Here is a 22747-nt window from a genome sequence, read left to right as displayed (position 1 = left end):
CACCGTCAGTCTCTGATCGCCGCCCCGAAGAGCTCGGTCGCGCGCTGAGCGCCAGACAGCTTCGCCTCCGACGCCTCCGCGGCGGTCAGCGTCCGGTCAGGCGCTCGGAACCGCAGTGCAAATGTGAGGCTCTTCTCGTCGTCGCCGACTCCCGTGCCGCGATAGTCGTCGACGAGGCGGATGCTCTCGAGCAGGTCGCCGGACCCCGCGCGCACGGCATCCAGCACGTCCTGCGCTGCGACGTATGCCGAGACGACGAGCGACAGGTCCTGCGTTGCCGCTGGCTGCGTGAGGATGCTGTGGGTCGCGACGTTCGTCGGGGCCAGCGCGAGCACAGCGTCGAGGTTCAGCTCGGCCACAGCGACAACCCGTGGCAGGTCGTGCTCCTCTGCGATGTCCGGCAGCAGCTCACCGGCGAAGCCGACGGGGGTGTCTCCGACACGCAGCTCAGCGGTCCGGCCAGGGTGTAGCGCCTTGTGGGCGCCCTGCGCGACTTCGATGCGGACTCCAGCGGCAAGCCCGATCTGAGCCACGCTTGCCAGAACATCGCCCAGTCCCGCGGGCACGGCGGGCTGTCCCGGCTGCTTCGCGATAGCGTTGCCCAGGGTGAGAACCGCAACATGCCGCGGCTGAGGCGGAATGCTGTTGTTCAGAGCCTCGATTGCCTCAGCTGAGGGGCGCTCGGCGCCCGACGGTACATGCTCGAGGCCGTACGTCTCACCGAGTTGCGGACGGAAGACCAGACCGATCTCACTGAGCGACTGATCCGTGATGCCGCGCGAGAGATTGCGGTGCGCGAGTTCGAGCAGACCGGGCAGCAATGACGTGCGCAGTTGCGACGCGCGGGCATCTAACGCATTTGCAAGCGTGACCGCGGGAACAGGCTCGTCAACAGGGCTACCGAACAAGGCGTTGGACTCCGCTGTGACGAACGGGTACGCGAGCACCTCTGTGCTGCCGGCGGCGGCGAGCGCATTTGCGACGGCGCGACGTGCTCTCTGCTCTCGCGTCAGTCCCTGTCCGGGAGGCGCAACCGGAAGAACGCTCGGGATGCGGTCATACCCGACGATCCGCGCGATCTCCTCGACGAGGTCTGCCTTGCTCGCGAGATCCGGACGCCAGGACGGCGGGGTCACGAGGAGTCCTTCATCGGTCGTCGAGACTGCACAGCCGATCTCCTCGAGCGAACCCCGCTCCTCAGCATCCGTGTAGTCGACCCCGACAAGGCCCGCGGCGAACCCGGCTGGCAGCACGATGGGAGCGGGCGGTGCCGTCGTGTCGAGGTACGAGCCCTGCGCGGCATCCGTTCCGCCGGCAAGTTCCACCATGAGGTCGACGACGCGGTCCGCGGCCGCCGCGGCGACCTTCGGGTCCACTCCCCTCTCGAACCGCTTTGAGGCCTCGCTCGGGAGTTTGTGGCGACGAGCCGTACGCGCGATCGATACCTGGTCGAAGTTCGCTGCCTCAACGAGAACGTTGGTTGTCTCCGGGCCCATCTCGGTTGAGCCTCCGCCCATGACCCCCGCGAGTCCGATCGGGCCGCTGTCATCAGTGATGAGCAGGTCTTCGGCGTCGAGACTGCGCTCCACGCCGTCGAGCGTCTGGAGCTTCTCGCCCGATCGGGCTCGCCTCACGACGATCCCCCCGGCCAGAGCATCGAGGTCGTACCCATGAATCGGCTGCCCCAGCTCAAGCATGACGTAGTTCGTGATGTCGACGAGAAGCGAGAGGGAGCGGATGCCGGCAAGCCGAAGCCGTGCCGCCATCCACGGCGGTGTCGGGGCCGTCGCGTCAACGTCGCGTACAACGCGCGTCACGAAGACGGAGCACCCCACATTGCCTCGAATCGGCGCCGCGTCGTCGACGCGAACGTCGACTCCGGTCAGTCCCGTCGGCACATCGCGAATAGCGGGATCACGAAACGCTGCACCCGCTGAATGCGAGAGCTCTCGAGCAACCCCGCGAATGGAGAAGGCGTATCCACGGTCGGGAGTCACATTGATCTCGACCGCTGCATCATCGAGCCCCAGCAGCGCGATGGCGTCGGTGCCGACCTCAGGATCAAGACCCAGTGTCTTCAGGGTAAGAATTCCCTCGTGGTCATCGCCCATGCCGAGTTCGCGCACAGACGCGATCATTCCCTCAGAAAGATGCCCGTAGGTTTTTCGCGCGGCAATCGGGAAGGGCCCGGGCAAAACAGATCCGGGCAGCGTGACGACGACTTTGTCCCCAGGCTCGAAGTTGTGTGCACCGCAGACGATGCCGTGCACCGCATCACCGCCGTCTGCGGCGTCCTGCCCATCGGGCGCAACGCGCACCTGACACCAGCGGATGACCTTGCCGTTCTTCTGCGGTTCCTCGACAAAGTCGAGCACCTGGCCGACGACGACGGGACCGCTCAGGTCGATCCGGTGAATGTCTTCTTCTTCGAGACCGACCTTGACGAGCGCTTCCTGGACGCTCTCGGGAGTTGCTCCCGGCTCAAGATCGACGTACTCGGCAAGCCAGCTCAGAGGTACGCGCATCACTACACCACCATTCCGAACTGCTGGGAGAACCGGATGTCTCCCTCGATGATCTCGCGCATGTCCTGAATGTCGTTGCGGAACATGAGCGTGCGTTCAATCCCCATGCCGAAGGCGAAGCCGCTGTACTCATCGGGATCAATTCCTGCAGCACGAAGCACGTTGGCATTCACCATGCCGCAGCCGCCCCATTCGATCCATCGCGCTCCGCCTTTGAAGGTCGGGTGCCAGAGATCCAGTTCGGCGCTCGGCTCTGTGAAAGGAAAGTAGCTCGGGCGCAGACGGATCTTCGCCGCCGGTCCGAACATCGTGCGCGCGAAGTGCTCGAGAGTCCCCCGCAAGTGCGCCATCGTCAGTCCCTTGTCGACGGCGAGTCCCTCGAACTGGCTGAACACCGGTGTGTGGGTCGCGTCGACCTCATCGGTCCGATATGTGCGGCCCGGCGCAAGAACGTACACAGGCAGCTCGCGATCGAGCAGTGAACGCACTTGAACCGGAGACGTGTGCGTCCGAAGCACCAGGTGCGAGTCGGCCGGGTCGACGAAGAACGTGTCCTGCATCGCGCGAGCAGGGTGATCGGCGTCGAAGTTGAGAGCGTCGAAGTTGTACCACTCGCTCTCGACTTCGGGACCCTCTGCGATCTCCCAGCCCATGCCGACGAAGATGTCGGAGACGCGTTCCTGAAGCATGGTAAGTGGATGCCGCGCCCCCGGCGTGTAGCGCGACGGCAACGCCGTGACGTCCACGGCTTCCGCCTTCAGCTGCGCAGCCTTCTCGACGACGATGATCTCTTCTTGCCGAGCCGCGAACTGTGCGTTCACGCGTCCACGAGCCTGCCCGACGAGCTTGCCGAATTCGGCCTTGTGCTCCTTCGGAACGTTGCGGAGTTCACCGTTGAGCCGAGCGAGAGCGGATGACTCCCCCATATGCTCGGCACGGACCGCCTTGAGGTCAGTCGAAGTCTCTGCAGCCTCGATCGCGGCACGTGCCGCGTCAACGGCAGACTCCACTGCTTCTTCTGAAATGGGGATAGCGTCAGACACGATCCCCAAGTCTACCCGGCTGCCGACGTCAGATCTGTCGTCCGCCGGCCTCGTGGGACTCGGATTGAAGAGCAATCGCCTTCGTTTCCGCCGCCCCCAGGTCCTCGCGGAAGTTCGGGTCCGTCGGCAGCTTCTTGCTCCGTCGGGTGCGAACCTCGACCCACTTGGCCAGTCCGGCAAGCAGCAGACACAGCGCAATGTAGATCGAACCGAAGATGATCGTAGACGGGATGATCGGCGCGCCGTAGTCCACCTGGCTTCCGTAGAACTTGGCCAGGTAGAGCAGCTCTTGGAAGGTCACGATGAATCCGAGTGCCGTGTCTTTGAGCACCACGACGAGTTGCGAAATGATCACGGGCATCATCGCTCTGATCGCCTGCGGGTAGAGAATGATCGACATCACACCGGTCTTGCGCAGTCCGATTGCGTAGCCAGCTTCTCCCTGTCCGCTCGGGAGCGATTCGATTCCGGACCGGAAGACCTCAGCGAGCACCGACCCGTTGTAGAGAATCAAACCGACGACGACGGCAACATACGGGTTGATGAATTCCAGCCCGAGAGTCGGCAATCCGTAGTACATGATCATCATGAGAATCAGCACGGGGATGGCGCGGAAGATCTCCGTGAAGACAGTGACGGGCCATCGCACCCACCGGTGCGACGAGACCCGTCCAATGGATAGCACCAGTCCGAGGACGAGACTTCCGAGCGCCGCAACAATGAACGCCGACAGAGTCGTTAAGGTCGCCGTTCCGATCGCACGCCACACTGCCGTATACCGGAAGAGCTCCCATTTCTCTGCAGTGAATTGTCCAGTCATCGCGAAGCGATAGAGCACGAATCCGATGATTGCCACGACGATGATGACCGTGACGACGGCCAGAAGGCGATTTCGGACGCGCGCTCGTGGGCCGGGTGCGTCGTACAGTACGGTGCTCATCGGGCAACCCTCCATCGCTTTTCGAGTCGTCGTTGGATGAACGCGAGAATCATCACGAGGATGACGAAGAACAGCGCGACCCAGAGGAGCACCACCATCGCCGGCTCGCCCCGCTCAGACGCGTAAGCTCGGATCGCACCAGCTTCGGCGACGGAGAAACCCGCCGCTACCGTGGTGTTCTTCAACAGCGCGATGAGCACGCTCATGAACGGCGGAATGACCGCACGGAACGCCTGAGGCAGAACGACGGTCGTCATCGTCGGCACGAACGAGAGCCCGATTGCTCTCGCGGCCTCGGCTTGGCCGACGGGGACCGTGTTGAATCCCGAGCGAAGCACCTCGGCAATGTATGTCGCGGTGTACAGACTCAGGGCGATGATCGCGAGAGTCTCATAGGAGACCTCCCACAGGTCGAGCTTGGGGTAGCCGAACGCGAAGAAGAAGAAGATCAGCGTCAACGGCGTATTTCTGACCAGGTTCACGTACGCGGTGCCGACCCCTCGCATGACTGGCACGGGCGACACACGCATCGTGCCGACGACGAGGCCCAGGAGCGTCGAGAACAGCGCCGCCCAGAGAAACAGCACGATCGTGGTTCTGAACCCTCGAATGAAGATATCGAGGTTATTCAGCAAGACGTCCACGGCACTCCCTCAGCTCACAAATTGAAGAGACGGATGCCGGGCGGCCACGTGCCGCCCGGCAGGTTCGTCGGCTTAGTAGTCGTCGACCTTGGGCTGCTCCAACTTGACTCCTGCTTCCCCGAGCGTGGCGTCGTAGATGCCCTGCCAGGTATCAGAGCCCTCGGTGAGCGTCTTGTTCAGGTAGTGACGCAACGCGTCGTCACCCTTGGGCACGCCGATGCCGTACTTCTCCGTGCTGAACGGCTCGCCCACGACCTTGAGAGCATCAGGCTCCTGGGCGGCGTAGCCGAGCAGGATCAGCTGGTCCGTCGTCACGACGTCGACCTTGCCGTCTTTGAGGGCGTCAACGCACTGAGAGTAGACGTCGAACTCCACGGGGTCAGCTTCGGGGAAATTGTCACGAATGTTCTGAATCGGGGTTGATCCGGTCGCGGAGCAGACCTTCTTGCCCGCAAGATCATCTTCGGTCTTGATCTCGTCGTTGTCTTTCAACACGAGAAGTCCCTGGCCCGTGATGACGTACGGCCCAGCGAAGTCAATCATCTCCTTGCGCTTGTCCGTGATCGAGTACGTTCCGACGTACATGTCGATATCACCGTTGACGAGCGCCTGCTCGCGGTTCGCGCTCGGAATCGCCTCGAAGCTGATCTGATCCTCCGAGAATCCGAGCGACGCGGCCATCCACTTGGCGATCTCGATGTCGAATCCCGTGCGCTCCCCGCTCACCGCGTCGCGGTAGCCGAGGCCAGGCTGGTCTTCCTTGACGCCGATCGTGATCTCGCCCGCTTCCTTTGCGGCGTCGAACGTCGGGCTGCCCTCAAGCTCGACGTTCTCATTGACCTCGTACAGCGACGATGTGTCTTCGCCGTCTCCGCCGCCTCCGGGGGCCGGTGGCGCCTCGCCCGCGCAGCCCGACAGTACAAGCGCTGCCGCCGCCGCTGCGGCGAAGAGCGTCATTCCTTTACGCATGTGCTTTCCTTTCGTCTTGGGGCCCGTGCCCCTTGCGTTCTTCTGTCTCGCTTCTCAGTGCGTGAGAAGTTTCGACAGGAAGTCTTTTGCACGATCCGATTTCGGGTTCGTGAAGAACTCTTCAGGCTCGGCTTCTTCTACGATCTCGCCGTCTGCCATGAACACGACGCGGTCCGCTGCCTTGCGCGCGAAGCCCATCTCGTGCGTGACCACGACCATGGTCATTCCCTCGCTCGCGAGCTGAACCATGACGTCGAGCACTTCGTTGATCATCTCTGGATCGAGAGCGCTCGTCGGTTCATCGAACAGCATGACCTTCGGCTTCATTGCAAGCGCACGCGCAATCGCCACCCGCTGCTGCTGCCCACCAGAGAGCTGCGCGGGCATCTTGTCGGCTTGAACCCCGACTCCCACGCGCTCGAGCAGCGCCCGCGCCGCGTTTGCCGCTGCAGCACGCTTCTGGCCGCGCACCCGGGTCGGACCGAGGGTCACGTTCTCGAGGATTGTCTTGTGTGCGAAGAGGTTGAAGGACTGGAACACCATTCCCACATCCGCACGGAGGGCGGCGAGAGCCTTACCTTCCTCGGGAAGCTTCTTGCCATCGATGCGGATCTCGCCAGCATTGATCGTCTCAAGCCTGTTGATCGTGCGGCAGAGCGTCGATTTTCCGGACCCGCTGGGTCCGATCACGACCACGACTTCCCCCTTGTTCACCGTCAGATTGATGTCTTTCAGCGCGTGAAAGTCACCGTAGTACTTCTCGACGTGATCGAGGACGACGAGAGGCTCGCCCGCGGCGGCCACAATGGGATTGCTCGTCGTCTCGAATGCTGCGGGTCCGCTGTGACCGGCGGATCCCTCATGCTCCTGGGATTCCATAACGCTTACGCTATGCGACCCCGCGGCGCGACACGGTTACCGGATAGCCCCCGTTACGAAGTCGTAACTTAACTGTCACGCGCGGCGTCGGAGCCGTGATGAGCGAAGGCGGATTCGTACAGACACACGGATGCCGCGGTGGCGAGGTTCATCGACTCGGCTCTGCCATAGATCGGCACCGATACAACGGCGTCGGCGAGCCGCAGAGCCTCGTCGGGCAGTCCGCGCGCTTCGTTCCCGAACAGCCACGCTGTGGGGCGCTCAAGCGCTCCACTCTGCCGCCGCTCCAGCAGGTTTTCGCCCTTGATGTCGGCCGCGACGATCGTCAGTCCAGCGTCGCGAAGCCGAGAGAGAGCGACATCGAGCGCGCCCCCGAGAGCGAAGGGGACGTGAAAGAGCGAACCCGTCGTCGACCGCACAACCTTCGGGTTGAAGGGGTCAACGGTGCGCCCCGTCAAAATGACGGCGTCTGCCCCGGCAGCATCCGCCGCTCGCAGAATCGTCCCCAGGTTGCCTGGGTCGCGCACCTCCTCCAGCACGGCCACAAGGCGAGGATGCTGGGCCACGATGTCTTTCAGGGCAGTCGGATGCTGGCGGCACACGGCGGCGATTCCCTGTGGTGTCACCGTATCCGTCATCGCGTCGAGCACCTCTTCAGTGACGTACTCGAAATCGAGCGACGCCGACTGGGCGGCGTCCAAAAGCTCACTGTGCTTCTGGGCGGCAGACGGCGTCACATAGAGCTCTTCGAGAAGCTCGGGACGCCACGTCAACGCCTCAGAGACCGCTTGCGGACCCTCGAGAAGAAACAGCCCGGTCTCCTGGCGATGCTGTCGGCGTGAAAGCTTCGCGACCGCTTTGATCCGGCCGGCACGGGGGTTTTCGATCACGGTCACAGTCTACGGGCCGTTAACGAGGCGGTGGCGGAACCCCAAGGGGTCCCGCCACCGTGAAGAAGGCAAAAGAGCTAAGCGGCATCTTCCGTCTTCGGAGCCGACGTGTCGGCCGGAAGAGCCTTCTTCGCCGTCTCGACGAGCGCGGTGAATGCAGAGGGCTCGTTCACGGCGAGTTCCGCGAGCATACGGCGGTCCACCTCGACACCGGCGAGCCCGAGGCCCTGGATGAATCGGTTGTACGTGAGACCGTTCGCGCGCGACGCAGCGTTGATGCGCTGGATCCACAGGCGACGGAAGTCGCCCTTGCGCTGACGCCGGTCACGGTATGAGTACACGAACGAGTGTGTGACCTGCTCCTTGGCCTTGCGATAAAGGCGCGAACGCTGTCCGCGGTAGCCCTCGGCGCGCTCCAGGATGACCCGACGCTTCTTGTGGGCGTTGACGGCCCTCTTGACTCTTGCCATTTCTCTATCTTCCTAACGGGTCTTCGGCTCAGTTGCCGAGAAGCTTCTTCGCCATCTTGGTGTCGTGCGATGACAGGACCTGGTCCTGGTTGAGACGACGCTTGCGATGGCTGGACTTCACTTCGAGGTTGTGGCGCATGCCCGCCTGCTGCTTCATGATCTTTCCGCTTCCGGTGACCTTGAAGCGCTTCTTGGCCCCCGAGTGGGTCTTCTGCTTAGGCATTCTTTTCCTCCTGCTTTGCCGCCTTCTTGGCGGCACGATGTGCGTTGGCCTCAGCCTTGGCCTCTGATTTGTTCTTCAGAGGGCCAATGACCATGACCATGTTTCTGCCGTCGATCTTCGGGTTGGACTCGACGGCCCCGAACTCCGATACATCTTCAGCAAACTTCTGGAGCAAGCGAACGCCCATTTCGGGGCGGGACTGCTCACGGCCGCGGAACAAGATCATCGCCTTGACCTTGTCACCGCCCTTGAGAAAGCCCTCTGCGCGCTTGCGCTTGGTTTCGTAATCGTGGGCATCGATCTTGAGGCGGAAACGGACTTCTTTCAGCACCGTGTTCGCCTGGTTGCGCCGAGCCTCTTTGGCCTTCTGCGCAGCCTCGTACTTGAACTTGCCGTAGTCCATGATCTTGGCCACCGGCGGCTTCGAATTGGGAGCTACCTCAACAAGGTCGAGGTCGGCCTCCTGGGCAAGACGAAGCGCGACGTCGAGCTTGACAACGCCGACCTGCTCACCGCTCGGCCCGACGAGTCGAACCTCCGGAACCCGGATACGGTCATTGGTACGGGGATCGCTGATGCGGAACTCCTCTGATCTGATTTACTTGGTCCATGTGCCGGCGGATACCGGTACATGACGAGAGAGGAGCCGCCTATGCACGACAAGGTCGTGCATAACACCCTGACTACCGTGTCGATCGCCGACCCGGCGGAGTGCAACAACCCGGTAACCTGGATAACGGTCAAGCGCGGGTGGGAGATTCTCCTCTTTCGCCTTGGGATTGAACCCATGGACCGCAACAGTCTAGCAGAGGAATAGTGTGAATACGACCGACAACGAAGGCCTTCCCGGCGGCGATTTCGACGAAGCGTTGAATGAGGTGACTCGGGACATCGCCGATGTCGGGGCGGTCGAAGTGATTACAACGACAGCTGTTCATCTGATGAGCGCCGCTGCCGTCAAGTGCGGGCTCGCTGACGATGCGGAGACGCAAACCGACCTCGACGAGGCCCGCAAGCTCATCAACGCACTCGCGGGACTTATCACGGCGGGTGCTCCTGAGATCAGCGATATGCACGCTCGCAGCCTTCGCGATGGACTGCGCACGCTGCAACTCGCCTTCCGTGAAGCGTCGACGATTCCTGATGCTCCGGGCGCCGGCCCGGGCGAGAAGTGGACGGGACCGGTCGCCTAGCCTGAACTGTCTGCGGCGATCGCGACTTTGAGCGAGTCAACTCTGTGTGCGATGACCTCGTCGGCAGCCCATAGCTCGCTCAGTCGCGTGACGATCTGAGAGAGTTCTTCGCGGCCAAGCCCCGGCACGAGCGTCAGCGACACGACGGTCTCCGGCGCTCTCAGCCGCGCCGTCGGGTCCCCGGGCGCCAATCGGACGGCTACAACGCGATCATCGGTCACCGCCGATCGTTCGAATGCCGCCAGAACCTCTGGATCAGCGAAGCTCGGAATCCACGCCTGGGACTGGGCTATGGCCCACAAAGCCGGTCGACGAATGACGAACTCGGTCCGAGATGTCGCATCGAGCACGACGAGATCGGTGCGCTCCTCGGCGGCGGCAAGCGCGACACGGACGCCCTCGGCAGGCACAGGACGCGCCTGGGGGTTCCAGGCCTGCATGGCGGCGACCGAGGAGAAGACGGGCATGACATTGCGACCGTCGGGGCCCTCAACCGTAATGATCGAGAGTTCCTGAGTCTTGTCGACAACGATCCAATCGTCGGTGACGCCGTGTTCACCGGCATGAGCTACCAGCGGGATCAGCAGGCGAGATGTCGCGAATTCTGCGACAACACCTCGGCCATCGTCGCCGCCACCATGGAAGGAATCGATCGCTGCGATCAGTCCGGGAGGTGCGCTGCCGTCATCAGCCGCCCGGTCGTTCGGACGAAAACTGCGGCCTTCCCACGGCTGCCCCGCGGAGTCGGCTTTATCAGTCGGATGCGACATCCAGCGCCTCTGCAAGCGTGAACGCGCCCGCGTAGAGAGCCTTGCCGACGATTGCACCCTCGAGGCCGAGCGGCACGAGCTCGCGTAGCGCCGCAATATCGTCGAGATTCGAGATTCCTCCAGAAGCGACGACCGGGCGCTCCGTGTGGTCCATCACCTGCCTGAGCAGATCGAGATTCGGACCCTTCAACGTTCCGTCCTTCGTCACATCGGTGACGACATACCGGGCACATCCCGCCTCTTCGAGGCGTTCGAGGACCTGCCAAAGGTCACCGCCGTCGCGAGTCCAGCCTCGCGCAGCGAGGGTTGTGCCGCGAACATCAAGGCCGACGGCAATAGATTCACCGTATTGGCCGATGACGTTTGCGGCCCACTCGGGGTTCTCCAGTGCTGCCGTGCCGAGATTGATGCGCTTCGCACCGCTGTCCAATGCCGCTTCAAGCGACTTGTCGTCGCGGATGCCGCCGGACAGCTCGACGTTGACCCCGCGCACGTTCTTGATCACTCGGCGGATCACCGATGCGTTGTTACCACGTCCGAACGCGGCGTCGAGGTCGACAAGGTGGATCCACGCTGCGCCATCATCGACCCATGCTTCAGCAGCGTCGACCGGATCTCCGTAACTGGTTTCGCTGCCCGCCTCGCCTTGTGTCAGCCGCACCGCCTTGCCGCCTGCCACGTCGACGGCCGGAAGCAACTCGAGCGCCGGCGCTTGATTGAACTCGCGCATTCCCATCCTTTGTGAAGGTGATGACGTGCCGTGCGGCACAAGAACCCCATGTTAGTGAGCAGAGAGGCTTTCCACCCAATTCGAGAGAAGGCGGACGCCGGGCTCCCCCGACTTCTCTGGATGGAATTGCGTCGCCCATAATGGACCGTTCTCGATGGCGGCGATGAACCGCTCGCCGTGCTCCGCCCACGTCACCTGGGGGGCCGCGAAGGTGTCCGACAACTCGAGAGGCCACGTTCGTGCGGCATACGAGTGGACGAAATAGAACCGCTCATGGGTAACGCCAGCGAACAGCCGTGACTGCGGCGGGGCGAGGACTGTGTTCCAGCCGATGTGCGGGAGGACCGGCGATTCTAGGCGCTCGACGACTCCGGGCCATTGACCGAGACCGTCGGCCACCTGACCTCGTTCGACTCCGGATTCGAACATGACCTGCATTCCGACGCAGATGCCGAGCACCGGGCGTCCGCCTGCGAGCCGGCGGTCGATCACTTCGTCTGCGCCTGCAGCCCGAAGCTGATCAACGACAGCGCTGAAGGCTCCCACGCCGGGAACGAGCAGCCCGTGTGCCTCGAGAGCATCTTTCTTGCTGCTTGTCAGAGCGACGTCGGCGCCAGCAGCCTCAACGGCTTTCACCGCTGAATGAACGTTGCCGGAGCCGTAGTCGAAGACGACGACGCGAGGAGCGCTCACAGAGTGCCCTTTGTCGACGGAACTCCGCTCACCAGCGGGTCGAGCGACTTCGCCTGCCGGAAGGCGCGAGCCAACGCTTTGAACTCTGCTTCGGCAATGTGGTGCGGATCACGGCCTGACTTCACGTCGATGTGCACGGTCATCGCGGCGTTGTAGGCGATCGCCTCGAATACGTGGCGAATCATGGACCCCGTGAAGTGTCCGCCGATGAGGTGAAGTTCAAACCCAGCCGGCTCGCCACCGTGAACAAGATACGGTCGTCCAGAGATGTCGACGACGGCCTGCGCGAGTGCTTCGTCCAGGGGCACGAGGGCATCGCCGTACCGGGAGATACCCTCTTTCGTTCCGAGAGCCTCGCGAATCGCCCTGCCGAGAGCAATCCCGATGTCCTCCACGGTGTGGTGAACGTCGATGTCGATGTCACCGGTCGCACGAACGGTAAGATCCGTGAGCGAGTGCTTGGCGAACGCCGTCAGCAGGTGGTCGAAGAAGGGCACGGACGTGGAAATGTCGCTCGTGCCGGAGCCGTCCAGGTCAATCCGCAGATCGATCGACGACTCGCTGGTTTCGCGCTGGATACGGGCGACCCGTGAAGAATTCATACTCATGATCGTAGTGCGGACATCGCATCGAGGAACGCAGATGTCTCAGCTTCGGTGCCCGCAGTAACGCGCATGTGACCCGGGATGCCGATGTCTCTGATGAGGATGCCGCGTTCGAACAGCTGCCGGAATAGCTTGTCTGTGTCGTCGACGCCGCCGAAGAAGACGAAATTGCTGCCGGAACGATACGGCTTGAATCCGAGCGCCGAGAGGCCCGCCGAGATGCGCTCTCGCTGCCCACGGATGTCGTCGACTACGGCGAGCATAGCGTCGGAGTGCCGCAGCGCCGCCCGCGCGGCCGCCTGCGTCAATGCCGACAGGTGATAGGGGAGCCTCACGAGCCTCAGGGCGTCGGCGATCACCGGGTCCGCCGCGAGGTAGCCCACGCGCGCTCCCGCGAACGCGAAGGCTTTGCTCATTGTGCGCGAGACGATGAGTCGAGGACGCCCCGGGAGCAGTTCGAGGGCGCTGGGAGTGGCGGGATCCGAAAACTCCGCGTATGCCTCGTCGACGATCACGATGCCCGGAGCCGCCTCGTAGGCGGCACGAATCGCGTCGAGTTCGAGCGGTGTTCCCGTCGGGTTATTCGGCGCACACAGCACCACGATGTCGGGAGTCTCCTCGGCGATGACGCGAGCGAGATACTCTCCGGAGAGCTCGAAGTCCGGCTCACGTTCACGTGCAACCCAGCTCGTGCTTGTCCCCGACGAGAGCAGGGGGTACATGGAATAGGTGGGTGTGAACCCGAGAAGCGTGCGGCCTGGACCGCCGAAGGCCAGCAGAATCTGCTGGAGCACCTCGTTCGACCCATTCGCAGCCCAGATGTTCTCCGCGGTGAGGCCGTGACCGAGGTAGTCCGCGAAATCGCGGCGCAGATCCGTGAACTCACGGTCAGGATAGCGATTCAGGCCGATGATCGATGCCGCGACGGATGCGACGATGTCATGGGCGACAGCCTCGGGGATCCCGTGGGTGTTCTCGTTGACGTTCAGCGCCACGGGAACGGGAGCCTGCGGCGCCCCGTAAGGGGTGCGCCCTCGGAGGTTGTCACGGAGGGGGAGGTCATCCAAACTGGTCACCCCACCATCGTATGGGCTACTGCGCTTCGACCTCGTACTGTGATGGAATCGCGATCCGCTCCCCCGACGACACCGATGAGGTGCCCAACTGGTTGAGGTCGACGATCTCCGCAACGACCTCACGCGGGTCATGCTCCGGAGCGATGCGTTCAGCCAGCATCCACAGCGATTCACCGCTTGTCACAGTCACGTATTCGAAAGTCGACGATGATTCGTCGTTCGTTGCGGCAGCCGAAGCCGCGTGCATGGCTCCGTAACCGACGCCGAGCACGAGCGGAAGTGAGGCCAGCGCCGTAACGACGGCCCGGCCGCGTCTCGTGAGGCGAAGCCGCACGGTTGCGTCGGTCTGCTGAGTGCTCATCTGTCTGCTCCTTCGTTGACGGGTTCGTTTCGGCCCTCAGGCCGGTGAAGGCCGAAACGAACCTGTGTTCCCAACCTATCTTCGATGTTTCGAACTGTCAACCGTCTTTTCGGTATTTTCGCACCCGAATCCGCGACACACTCGAATAGATGTTTGCCTCGGCACTCGGCAGCGGATACAGTTTCGATCACAGGGAACACATCACCATGAGCCACCGACATCGGGCTCGTGAGGCGACAGGAGTAGAGGAATGGCACAGGACACGACGAAGAAGACGCAGACCCGTCGCCGAAAGAATCTGAGTGAAAAGCAGCGCGCCATTCTCGAGTTCATCCAGCGCACCGTGTCGCAGAACGGCTATCCGCCGAGCATGCGCGAGATCGGAGATGCTGTCGGCCTTGCTTCCCTTTCGAGCGTGACGCACCAGCTGAACCAACTGGAACTGAGCGGCTACCTACGACGTGACCCTAATCGGCCCCGCGCTCTCGAAGTCCTCATCGACCTTCCCCAGACCGCCGATGTCGGAGAGACGTCACGCCCGGTCGGCGACGCCACGATGGTTCCACTCGTCGGCAATATTGCAGCGGGCATGCCCATTACCGCGGAGCAGCAGGTCGAGGAAGTGTTCCCCCTCCCCCGGCAGCTCGTCGGCAAGGGAGAGCTCTTCATGCTTCACGTCAAAGGCGAATCCATGATCGACGCTGCAATCTGCGACGGCGATTGGGTCGTCGTGCGTCAGCAGTCCACGGCCGAGAACGGTGACATCGTCGCCGCGATGCTTGACGAGGAAGCCACGGTCAAGGTTTTCCGCCAGCGGGACGGACACACCTGGCTGCTTCCCCGCAACACAGCTTTCGAGCCCATCCTCGGCGACCACTCTGAGATTCTCGGAAAGGTCGTCGCGGTGCTTCGCTCCGTGTGACGATCAGGCCTCGACCGCGAACTCGGTGACTTGTGCCGCGATCTCTTCAGAGACCGACGCTTTCACGAAGGTTCCATCTTCGCGATAGTCGATCGTCGCGACCTCGCCACGCCGGTGCAGCATAGAGATCACGTCTCCCCGGTCATAGGGGACGAGCAGCGTGACATCGACGGGCGGGTGAGGCAGTTTGTCTTCGATCGCCTCGAGTACACGCTCGATTCCTTCTCCAGTTCGTGCTGACACGAAGACCGCGTCGGGCGCGAGCCCTCGCAGCAGAAGCCGTTGATCCTCGTCGATCAAATCAGATTTGTTGAAGACGATGATCTCCGGGGTCTCGCGCGAACCGACGTCGCCGACGACGTCATGAACCGTCGCGATTTGCGCAGCGGGATCAGGATGTGATGCGTCCACGACGTGAACGATCAGATCGGCATAGGTGACTTCCTCGAGCGTCGAGCGGAATGCCTCAACGAGCTGGTGAGGGAGATTCCTCACGAACCCGACGGTGTCGGACAGCGTGTATTCGCGCCCATCGTCGGTGCGCGTGCGCCGGGTCGTGGAATCAAGCGTGGCGAACAGGGCGTTCTCGACGAGCACGCCCGCGCGCGTGATCCGGTTGAGGAGACTCGACTTGCCGGCGTTCGTATAGCCGACGATTGCAACCGACGGCACCGCGAATCGCGACCGATTGGCCCGCTTCGCCTCACGTGACGGCGCAAAGCTCTTGATCTGCTTGCGCAGTCGCGCCATGCGACTGTGGATGCGCCGTCTATCCAGCTCGATTTTCGTCTCACCAGGGCCACGGGACCCCATGCCCGCGCCAGCGCCTCCGACTTGGCCTCCGGCCTGCCTGCTCATCGATTCGCCCCAGCCCCGCAACCGCGGGAGCAGATACTCGAGTTGAGCAAGTTCGACCTGCGCTTTGCCCTCTCTGCTCTTAGCATGCTGGCTGAAGATGTCGAGAATCACGGCGGTTCTGTCGATCACCTTGACCTTGACGACGTCCTCAAGTGCTCGGCGTTGGCTCGGAGCGAGTTCCGTATCAGCGATGACCGTGTCGGCATTCAGCGAGCGGACGACGTCACGCAGCTCCTCCGCCTTACCGCGTCCGAGGTACGTGCCAGGGTCTGGGTGCGGCCGTCGCTGCAGAAGGCCGTCGAGAACGACAGCGCCAGCGGTCTCCGCGAGTGCCGACAGCTCACGAAGCGAGTTCTCCGCGTCTTCGAGTGAGCCCTGAGGGAAGACACCGATGAGAACCACGTTCTCGAGGCGGAGCTGTCGGTATTCGACTTCCGTGACGTCCTCGAGCTCCGTGGAGAGCCCGGAAACGCGACGAAGTGCCCGACGCTCCTCTCTGTCGAACTGGTCACCGTCTGACGTCGACTCGCTCGCGTCATCTTGAAGCGCTTGTGCCCGGCCGAACACGGAATAGGCGCGAGCGTCACCCGTCGCGAGGATGCGGTCGAGAGTGTCGTCCTCGTCGGGGTGTTCGTCAAATTCAGCCATCAGCATTAACCCTAGTGTCGGACGCCTGCGATAGCGTACCTAATTATGACCGGCGATCATTATTTCTCGCAGAGCCCCGAAAGCGAGCTCAAGATCAAGAACGTCACCGTCGATCTCGCCGGAGCCCCGCGTCGAGTGACGACAGCGAATGGCATCTTCAGTCCGGACCGCATCGATCTCGGAACCCGGGTTCTTCTCGGCAGTACGCCGCCACCACCGATCGGTGGGCACCTGCTTGACCTCGGGTGTGGATGGGGACCGATCGCCCTGACACTCGGCATTCTGTCACCGGACGCGACGGTGTGGGCCGTCGATGTAAACGAGCGCGCTCTCGATCTCGTGCGCCGAAATGCGGCTTCGCTTGGAGCCGAGAACGTTCGTGCGGCGCTGCCCGATGATGTACCAGCTGATGTGCGATTCAGCAGCATCTGGTCCAACCCGCCGATTCGCGTGGGCAAGAGCGAGCTGCACAACATGCTCCAGCACTGGATTCCCCGCCTCGTCCCCGGCTCTGACGGCTACTTCGTCGTGCAGCGCAACCTCGGTTCCGACAGCCTGCAGCGTTGGCTCCGTGCCGAACTCCACGATGAGTACAGCGTGGCGCGCGTGGCGACGTCTAAGGGCTACCGCGTGCTGCGCACACGGCGTCACACGGGTTCGACCGAACCACTCGATGTCGTGAACTAGAAGCGAAACCTCACGCGAGCTCGATCGCGCCGGTGTAGACGAGTTCCGCTGGGCCCGAGAGCCCGACGTGCTCACCGTCTTCTGCGGCGAACATGCGAACGCCGAGCGTTCCGCCCGGCACATCGACGCGCCAGTTGTGCGGCGCGCTCGACCCTGCCCAGTGCCGCGTAGCGAGAGCCGCGGCCGCCACACCAGTCCCGCACGACAGCGTCTCGCCGACCCCGCGTTCGTGCACGCGCATCGTGATGCGGCCGATTCCGTCTTTCACGAGCGGATCGCGTGGCACGACAAGCTCGATGTTCGCGCCGTGCTCGGGCTCCGGATCCACATGAGGCACGTACGACAAATCTGCATCCGCGAGTTCTTCGACGTCGGCAAGCGCGACGACAATGTGCGGATTTCCCACGTTGATGCCCTGGCCCGGACGGGCGACCTTGAGCTCCCTCACACGGACGAGCGGTTCACCGTCTTCAAGGGTCCAGCGCCCGAGGTCGACGTGAAAGCCGTCTGCGGAACGCTGCACGTCGCGAACGCCGGCACGCGTGCCGATCGGTACCGTGTCGCCCGTTTCAAGAGTGATGAGTCCGTTCTCGATGAGGTAGCGTGCAAACACCCGAATGCCGTTCCCGCACATCTCGGCAGCAGTACCGTCGGCGTTGATGTAGTCCATGAACCACTCGGCGTCGGCATCCTCCGCGAGTGCCGCGGCTCCCTCAGGCAAAGACACCGAGCGAACCGCTCTGATCACACCGTCAGCGCCGATCCCCATGTTCCGGTCGCAGAGGGCGCGCACCTGCTGCGGGCTGAGAGCGAGCTCACCTGCGGGGTCCGTGTACAGAATAAAGTCATTGCCTGTGCCGTGGCCTTTGGTGAACTGCAGGGTCATCGCCATGGTGCCAGTCTAGAGGTCGGTGAACGCCGTTCGGACGCGTCGCTCGGCCTCGGCGACGATCGTCTCGGACTCGCTCTCGAGCCACGTCGTCCCCGTATACCGTTTGAACCAGCTCACTTGGCGTCTCGCGTACCGCCGGGTCAGCTGCTGAGTACCGGCGATCGCCTCCTCTTCGGTCAGCTCCCCGCTGATCTGCGCCGCGGCTTGGGCGTAGCCGATGGCTCGCCCTGCGGTCGCTGAACGCTCGAGTCCGTTCGCCAGCAGCATCCGGGTCTCGTTGACGAGTCCGTCCCGCCACATTCCGGTGACGCGAGCATCAAGCCGCTCAACAAGTCGCTCGCGCGGCGAATGGAGACCGAGAATGACCGTGGGGTACGTGAGAGTCGGCTCTTCGGGCAAAAGCCCGCGTGCTGGATCTCCCGTGATCTGCGCCACCTCGAGGGCGCGCACGATGCGTCGAGCATTGGTCGAGCCGATGCGTCGAGCGACAGAGGCGTCGAGATCGGCGAGCCTGCGGGCAAGAGCCCCTACGCCGTCCTGCTCGAGGTCGCGCTCAAGCTCGGAACGCACCTGCGGGTCGGTTCCGGGAAACTCGAATGCGTAGATGACGCTCGAAATATAGAGTCCCGATCCGCCGACGAGAATCGGCACGATTTCCTGTTGGCGCAGCCGATCGATCACCGCTCGTGCCTGTTCTTGATACTCGGCGACCGAGGCGTCTTCGAACGGTTCGAGCACGTCCAGCATGTGATGTGGGATGCCGCGGCGCTCTGCGTGCGAGAGCTTCGCTGTTCCGATGTCCATGCCGCGATAGAGCTGCATGGCATCGGCGTTCACGATCTCAGCAGAACGACCGCGTCGTGCGAGCGCTTCTGCGAGGTCGAGGGAGAGTCCCGACTTGCCGGTACCTGTCGCACCGACGATCACGATGACCGGCGGTGCGTTCAGCGCTCACCGTCCGCCGGGTCATAGATCGGCATCGTGCTCACGGGTGGGCGCAGGCTCGGCATGCCGAGCGACACCGAGCCGGCCGTCCCAGAGCCGTCGGCGGGAACGCCGCACGAGTCCGCCTGGTCACGCTCCCACGCATCGCCGGCACGTGTGCGACGAATGCGCAGCGGAGCGCCGTCTGTCGAGTCCGCAAGAAGGTGGAACGGCGCCGCGTTGGTAACGGTCACCGTCACCATGTCGCCAGGGCGCGGCACGTCACTTCCCTCGGGCACCTGGAAGTGCACGAGGCGCGAATCACGGGCACGCCCGGTGAGACGGTGCGTCTCGGCATCCTTCTTGCCCTCACCCACGGCGACGAGAAGCTCGACTTCCGTTCCGATCTGAGCCTTGTTCTCGTCAAGACTGATGCGCTCTTGAAGAGCGAGGAGGCGTTCGTACCGCTCCTGGACGACGTCCTTGGGAATCTGGTCGTCCATCGTCGCGGCGGGCGTGCCGGGACGGATCGAGTACTGGAAGGTGAATGCCGAGGCGAAACGTGCCTCCTCGACGACGCGCAGCGTTTCAGCGAAGTCCTCCTCGGTTTCGCCGGGGAAGCCCACAATGATGTCGGTGGAGATGGCTGCGTGGGGAATGCGCTCACGCACACGCTCGAGAATTCCCAAAAACTTCTTGCTGCGGTACGAACGCCGCATCGCCTTGAGGACCTTGTCTGAACCTGACTGAAGTGGCATGTGCAGTTGCGGCATGACGTTCGGCGTCTCAGCCATCGCGTCGATCACGTCGTCGGTGAACGCGGCAGGATGCGGACTGGTGAACCGAATGCGCTCAAGCCCGTCGATCTGTCCCGCCGCGCGCAGCAGTTTGCTGAACGCCTGGCGATCGCCGAACTCGACGCCGTAGGAGTTGACGTTCTGACCGAGAAGCGTGACTTCCACAGCACCATCGTCGACCAGCGACTGAATCTCGGAGAGAATCTGGCCAGGGCGCCTGTCTTTCTCTTTGCCCCGGAGAGAAGGCACGATGCAGAACGTGCACGTGTTGTTGCAGCCGACCGAGATCGACACCCATCCGGAGTAGCTCGAGTCGCGTTTTGTCGGAAGTGTGGAGGGGAACGTCTCAAGGGCGTCCAGGATCTCGATCTGCGCTTCATCGTTGTGACGGGCCCGCTCCAGGAGACCGGGCAGCGACCCCATGTTGTGCGTGCCGAAGACGACGTCTACCCACGGCGCCTTCTCGAGAATGACGTTCTTGTCTTTCTGCGCCAAGCACCCGCCGACGGCGATCTGCATTCCCTCGTGACGCCGCTTGACCGCCGCGAGATGACCGAGGTTGCCGTAAAGCTTGTTGTCGGCATTCTCACGCACGGCGCACGTGTTGATCACGACGATGTCGGCGTTCGAGCCGTCAGCCTTCTGGTACCCCGCTGCCTCGAGTGATCCGCTGAGCCGCTCAGAGTCATGGACGTTCATCTGGCACCCGAAGGTGCGCACTTCGTACGTTCGCGGACTTCCATCGGGACGGACGGCGGCCTCGGAGCGGCGAATCTCGGTCGGGCGTTCGGTCAAAGTGCTCATGATGACCACCAGTTTACGTTCGACAGCGCAATGCTGCAGAATCGCGCTGGTCAGCGGAACCGGACGCTGCTTCGACGCTCGGCTCGAGCGGCCGCGACTGCTTCACGAACGATGGCTCCGGAATACCCTCGACGCGCGAGGTATCCGGTGAGGCGCCGGTCGAAAGCAGCGTCGTCGAGCGAGCCCAGTTGCGCCCCCCGCTTCACGGCGAGTTCGATCGCGCGGCTTCTTTCGCTGTCGTCGGAGATGTCGTCGAGAGCGGCATCCGCGACCTCACGACTGATTCCGCGCGCCGACATCTCACGCGCGACGACCGCGCGGCTCTTGCCGCGGCCGTCAGAGAGACGGTGAACCATCTCCTCGGCGATGCGGGCGTCGTCGACGTACCGCAGCTCACGCATTCGTTCGACAACTGCGCGGGCCTGGTCGTCATCTCCGCTCTTCTCGATGACGCGATCCCGCACTTCCTTCTCGGTGAGTCCGCGTCGACCGATGGCTCTGACGACAGCGGCCTCCAGATCCGCGAGAGCAGGCGAAGCATCGTCGGCTGCCGGATCTGGCTCGGGACGACCGCGGGCGCGCCGGTGACGATTCAGATCCGTCACCGGCGCAACATCGCGCTCGTCGTCCTCTGTCGGCTGGAACGACACCATGAAGGTCAGGCCCCTCGACGAGCCGCGAGTTCGTCGGAGTCGTCGTCAGCTTGGACAAGACCGAGCTTGACCTTGATGCGCGATTCGATCTCGGTCGCGACATCGGGATTGTTGCGCAGGAACGTGCGAGCGTTCTCCTTGCCCTGCCCCAACTGGTCGCCCTCGTAGGTGTACCACGCTCCGGACTTCTTGACGATCTGATGTTCGACGCCGAAGTCGATGAGGCTTCCTTCGCGCGAGATGCCGGTTCCGTACAGAATGTCGAATTCGGCCTGCTTGAACGGCGGAGCCATCTTGTTCTTCACGATCTTGACACGGGTACGGTTGCCGACAGCATCCCCGCCGTCTTTGAGCGTCTCAATGCGGCGGATGTCGAGACGGACCGACGCATAGAACTTCAGCGCCTTTCCACCCGCCGTGGTCTCTGGGCTTCCGAAGAACACGCCGATCTTCTCGCGCAGCTGGTTGATGAAGATCATCGTCGTGCCGGTCTGGTTCAGGCCGCCCGTGAGCTTGCGCAGTGCCTGAGACATCAGGCGAGCCTGCAGACCGACGTGCGAGTCACCCATCTCGCCTTCGATTTCGGCTCGCGGCACGAGGGCGGCTACCGAGTCGATAACGACAAGGTCGATGGCACCCGAGCGTACAAGCATGTCGGCGATCTCGAGCGCCTGCTCCCCTGTGTCGGGCTGCGAAACGAGAAGCGAATCGATGTCGACGCCGAGCTTCTTTGCGTACTCGGGGTCGAGAGCATGCTCGGCATCGACGAACGCGGCGATTCCGCCCGCCGCCTGAGCATTCGCGATGGCGTGCAGGGTGAGCGTGGTCTTACCGCTCGACTCCGGCCCGTAGATCTCGACGATTCGTCCGCGAGGAAGGCCACCGACGCCCAGAGCGACGTCAAGAGCCACAGACCCGGTGGGGATGACTTCGACCGGTGCACGCTCGTCGCTGCCGAGACGCATCACGGAGCCTTTTCCGAATTGACGATCGATTTGCGCGAGAGCTGTTTCCAGTGACTTCTCGCGGTCTGCTGAAGCTGCCATGAGCTACGTCTCCTTCATTCTGGTGATCGGTGCGCCTATAGGCTGTCGCGCCCGGATGGCCCGGTGCTCCGACAAGGCTGGAGCGGCGGCCGCTGATGCCCTCGACTGTACGAGCGGCCTCCGACATTCACGACGGCGACCGCTCCGATGGTGGAAAACTCGGCGGCGGTGGCTCTTGTGGAGAGCGTAACACTGTTCGAAGCTGTGTTCGAGGAGGGGGTTGCGGCGTGTCGGATCACTCCCGCGGACTCGGTAGCCCGACCCCGCTTCGCCTCTCGGGCGGCACGTCGGTGGCCTCGCACAGCGCGGCCCAAACGTCGCGCGGGCGCACCCCGTCGTCGATCGCCTGCTGCGCTGACCGCCCCCCAAGTCTTGGCAACACGAGGTCTCTGACGACAACCCGACCGTAGGAGTCACCGAATTCAGTGGCGACGGCGTACTTAAACTCGCTCAGCTTCACGATTCTTCCTCTGCACGTCAGAAGGCGTCCCCGAAACTTCGGGAA

At 63.1% G+C, this 22747-nt stretch carries 27 protein-coding genes; 4 read left to right on the top strand and 23 right to left on the bottom strand.

What is annotated here, in order from left to right; genetic code table 11:
* Nucleotides 1-5 precede the first annotated feature (5 nt).
* From pheT to infC, 10 genes are all read right to left on the bottom strand, one after another.
* Nucleotides 6-2525, bottom strand: coding sequence for a phenylalanine--tRNA ligase subunit beta (gene pheT, locus ATJ78_RS09955; RefSeq protein ID WP_098409319.1), 2520 nt, complete (start codon nucleotides 2523-2525; stop codon nucleotides 6-8).
* A 2-nt stretch (nucleotides 2526-2527) separates the two neighbouring features.
* Nucleotides 2528-3568 carry a phenylalanine--tRNA ligase subunit alpha gene (pheS, locus tag ATJ78_RS09950; RefSeq protein WP_098409318.1) on the bottom strand — a complete coding sequence of 347 codons (1041 nt, stop codon included), beginning with the start codon at nucleotides 3566-3568 and terminating at the stop codon, nucleotides 2528-2530.
* 28 nt (nucleotides 3569-3596) lie between these two features.
* Complete coding sequence (locus tag ATJ78_RS09945; RefSeq protein WP_098407454.1) at nucleotides 3597-4508, bottom strand: amino acid ABC transporter permease; 912 nt, start codon at nucleotides 4506-4508, stop codon at nucleotides 3597-3599.
* Nucleotides 4505-5152 carry an amino acid ABC transporter permease gene (locus ATJ78_RS09940; protein WP_098407453.1) on the bottom strand — a complete coding sequence of 216 codons (648 nt, stop codon included), beginning with the start codon at nucleotides 5150-5152 and terminating at the stop codon, nucleotides 4505-4507. Before ATJ78_RS09940 ends, ATJ78_RS09945 begins: the two co-directional genes overlap by 4 nt.
* Nucleotides 5153-5224: 72 nt before the next feature.
* Nucleotides 5225-6121 (bottom strand): glutamate ABC transporter substrate-binding protein, encoded by an 897-nt coding sequence (locus tag ATJ78_RS09935; protein ID WP_098407452.1) that lies wholly within the window; start codon nucleotides 6119-6121, stop codon nucleotides 5225-5227.
* Nucleotides 6122-6175: 54 nt separating this feature from the next.
* Nucleotides 6176-7000 (bottom strand): amino acid ABC transporter ATP-binding protein, encoded by an 825-nt coding sequence (locus ATJ78_RS09930; protein WP_098407451.1) that lies wholly within the window; start codon nucleotides 6998-7000, stop codon nucleotides 6176-6178.
* 68 nt (nucleotides 7001-7068) lie between these two features.
* Nucleotides 7069-7890 carry a TrmH family RNA methyltransferase gene (locus ATJ78_RS09925; protein ID WP_098409317.1) on the bottom strand — a complete coding sequence of 274 codons (822 nt, stop codon included), beginning with the start codon at nucleotides 7888-7890 and terminating at the stop codon, nucleotides 7069-7071.
* Between the two features lie 77 nt (nucleotides 7891-7967).
* A complete protein-coding gene (gene rplT / locus ATJ78_RS09920; RefSeq protein WP_098407450.1) occupies nucleotides 7968-8360 on the bottom strand; it encodes a 50S ribosomal protein L20 in 393 nt (130 codons plus the stop codon).
* 28 nt (nucleotides 8361-8388) lie between these two features.
* Nucleotides 8389-8583, bottom strand: a complete 195-nt coding sequence (gene rpmI, locus ATJ78_RS09915; protein ID WP_098407449.1) for a 50S ribosomal protein L35 — start codon at nucleotides 8581-8583, stop codon at nucleotides 8389-8391.
* Nucleotides 8576-9160, bottom strand: coding sequence for a translation initiation factor IF-3 (infC, locus tag ATJ78_RS09910; RefSeq protein ID WP_098407448.1), 585 nt, complete (start codon nucleotides 9158-9160; stop codon nucleotides 8576-8578). The genes rpmI and infC overlap by 8 nt, the downstream gene beginning before the upstream one ends.
* 75 nt (nucleotides 9161-9235) lie before the next feature.
* On the opposite strand from infC, the gene ATJ78_RS15880 reads away from it, so the two are divergent.
* Both ATJ78_RS15880 and ATJ78_RS09905 read left to right on the top strand, forming a co-directional pair.
* On the top strand, nucleotides 9236-9400 hold the full coding sequence (locus ATJ78_RS15880) for a hypothetical protein (RefSeq protein ID WP_156088590.1): 165 nt from the start codon (nucleotides 9236-9238) through the stop codon (nucleotides 9398-9400).
* A gap of 1 nt (nucleotide 9401) precedes the next feature.
* On the top strand, nucleotides 9402-9776 hold the full coding sequence (locus ATJ78_RS09905) for a DUF1844 domain-containing protein (RefSeq protein ID WP_098407447.1): 375 nt from the start codon (nucleotides 9402-9404) through the stop codon (nucleotides 9774-9776).
* On the opposite strand, the gene ATJ78_RS09900 is transcribed toward ATJ78_RS09905, so the two are convergent.
* From ATJ78_RS09900 to ATJ78_RS09875, 6 genes are read right to left on the bottom strand one after another with little or no spacing between them, the layout of a single operon-like run.
* A complete protein-coding gene (locus tag ATJ78_RS09900; RefSeq protein WP_098407446.1) occupies nucleotides 9773-10546 on the bottom strand; it encodes an SseB family protein in 774 nt (257 codons plus the stop codon). The genes ATJ78_RS09905 and ATJ78_RS09900 overlap by 4 nt on opposite strands.
* Nucleotides 10530-11276 (bottom strand): bifunctional 1-(5-phosphoribosyl)-5-((5-phosphoribosylamino)methylideneamino)imidazole-4-carboxamide isomerase/phosphoribosylanthranilate isomerase PriA, encoded by a 747-nt coding sequence (gene priA, locus ATJ78_RS09895; RefSeq protein WP_098407445.1) that lies wholly within the window; start codon nucleotides 11274-11276, stop codon nucleotides 10530-10532. Before priA ends, ATJ78_RS09900 begins: the two co-directional genes overlap by 17 nt.
* A gap of 51 nt (nucleotides 11277-11327) precedes the next feature.
* Nucleotides 11328-11969: an imidazole glycerol phosphate synthase subunit HisH gene (gene hisH / locus ATJ78_RS09890; protein ID WP_098407444.1), complete on the bottom strand. Its 642-nt coding sequence runs from the start codon at nucleotides 11967-11969 to the stop codon at nucleotides 11328-11330.
* Nucleotides 11966-12571, bottom strand: a complete 606-nt coding sequence (gene hisB, locus ATJ78_RS09885; protein WP_434061490.1) for an imidazoleglycerol-phosphate dehydratase HisB — start codon at nucleotides 12569-12571, stop codon at nucleotides 11966-11968. Before hisB ends, hisH begins: the two co-directional genes overlap by 4 nt.
* Before the next feature lie 2 nt (nucleotides 12572-12573).
* Nucleotides 12574-13650 (bottom strand): histidinol-phosphate transaminase, encoded by a 1077-nt coding sequence (locus ATJ78_RS09880; RefSeq protein ID WP_245836277.1) that lies wholly within the window; start codon nucleotides 13648-13650, stop codon nucleotides 12574-12576.
* Nucleotides 13651-13666: 16 nt separating this feature from the next.
* Nucleotides 13667-14011, bottom strand: a complete 345-nt coding sequence (locus ATJ78_RS09875) for a hypothetical protein (protein WP_098407441.1) — start codon at nucleotides 14009-14011, stop codon at nucleotides 13667-13669.
* Between the two features lie 250 nt (nucleotides 14012-14261).
* Here ATJ78_RS09875 and lexA point away from each other — a divergent pair, with 250 nt between their 5' ends.
* On the top strand, nucleotides 14262-14933 hold the full coding sequence (lexA, locus tag ATJ78_RS09870) for a transcriptional repressor LexA (protein ID WP_098407440.1): 672 nt from the start codon (nucleotides 14262-14264) through the stop codon (nucleotides 14931-14933).
* A gap of 3 nt (nucleotides 14934-14936) precedes the next feature.
* On the opposite strand, the gene hflX is transcribed toward lexA, so the two are convergent.
* Nucleotides 14937-16439, bottom strand: a complete 1503-nt coding sequence (hflX, locus tag ATJ78_RS09865) for a GTPase HflX (RefSeq protein WP_245836276.1) — start codon at nucleotides 16437-16439, stop codon at nucleotides 14937-14939.
* Nucleotides 16440-16484: 45 nt separating this feature from the next.
* Here hflX and ATJ78_RS09860 point away from each other — a divergent pair, with 45 nt between their 5' ends.
* Nucleotides 16485-17126 (top strand): class I SAM-dependent methyltransferase, encoded by a 642-nt coding sequence (locus tag ATJ78_RS09860; RefSeq protein WP_098407438.1) that lies wholly within the window; start codon nucleotides 16485-16487, stop codon nucleotides 17124-17126.
* 10 nt (nucleotides 17127-17136) lie between these two features.
* On the opposite strand, the gene dapF is transcribed toward ATJ78_RS09860, so the two are convergent.
* The 6 genes from dapF to ATJ78_RS09830 form a co-directional block, all read right to left on the bottom strand.
* Nucleotides 17137-18012 (bottom strand): diaminopimelate epimerase, encoded by an 876-nt coding sequence (gene dapF, locus ATJ78_RS09855; protein ID WP_098409316.1) that lies wholly within the window; start codon nucleotides 18010-18012, stop codon nucleotides 17137-17139.
* A 15-nt stretch (nucleotides 18013-18027) separates the two neighbouring features.
* Nucleotides 18028-18945 carry a tRNA (adenosine(37)-N6)-dimethylallyltransferase MiaA gene (miaA, locus tag ATJ78_RS09850; RefSeq protein ID WP_245836275.1) on the bottom strand — a complete coding sequence of 306 codons (918 nt, stop codon included), beginning with the start codon at nucleotides 18943-18945 and terminating at the stop codon, nucleotides 18028-18030.
* A gap of 17 nt (nucleotides 18946-18962) precedes the next feature.
* Nucleotides 18963-20543, bottom strand: a complete 1581-nt coding sequence (gene miaB / locus ATJ78_RS09845) for a tRNA (N6-isopentenyl adenosine(37)-C2)-methylthiotransferase MiaB (RefSeq protein ID WP_098409315.1) — start codon at nucleotides 20541-20543, stop codon at nucleotides 18963-18965.
* A gap of 50 nt (nucleotides 20544-20593) precedes the next feature.
* Nucleotides 20594-21196, bottom strand: coding sequence for a regulatory protein RecX (locus ATJ78_RS09840; protein ID WP_098407436.1), 603 nt, complete (start codon nucleotides 21194-21196; stop codon nucleotides 20594-20596).
* 5 nt (nucleotides 21197-21201) lie between these two features.
* Nucleotides 21202-22242 carry a recombinase RecA gene (recA, locus tag ATJ78_RS09835; protein WP_098407435.1) on the bottom strand — a complete coding sequence of 347 codons (1041 nt, stop codon included), beginning with the start codon at nucleotides 22240-22242 and terminating at the stop codon, nucleotides 21202-21204.
* 235 nt (nucleotides 22243-22477) lie between these two features.
* Entirely contained in the window at nucleotides 22478-22702 is a 225-nt protein-coding gene (locus ATJ78_RS09830; RefSeq protein ID WP_098407434.1) for a DUF3046 domain-containing protein, read from the bottom strand.
* Nucleotides 22703-22747 lie beyond the last annotated feature (45 nt).

Source organism: Paramicrobacterium agarici, from assembly GCF_002563955.1.
GTDB lineage: Bacteria > Actinomycetota > Actinomycetes > Actinomycetales > Microbacteriaceae > Paramicrobacterium > Paramicrobacterium agarici.
The sequence above is the reverse complement of the archived record's forward strand: the minus strand, read 5'-3'. Positions and strand labels throughout refer to the sequence as shown.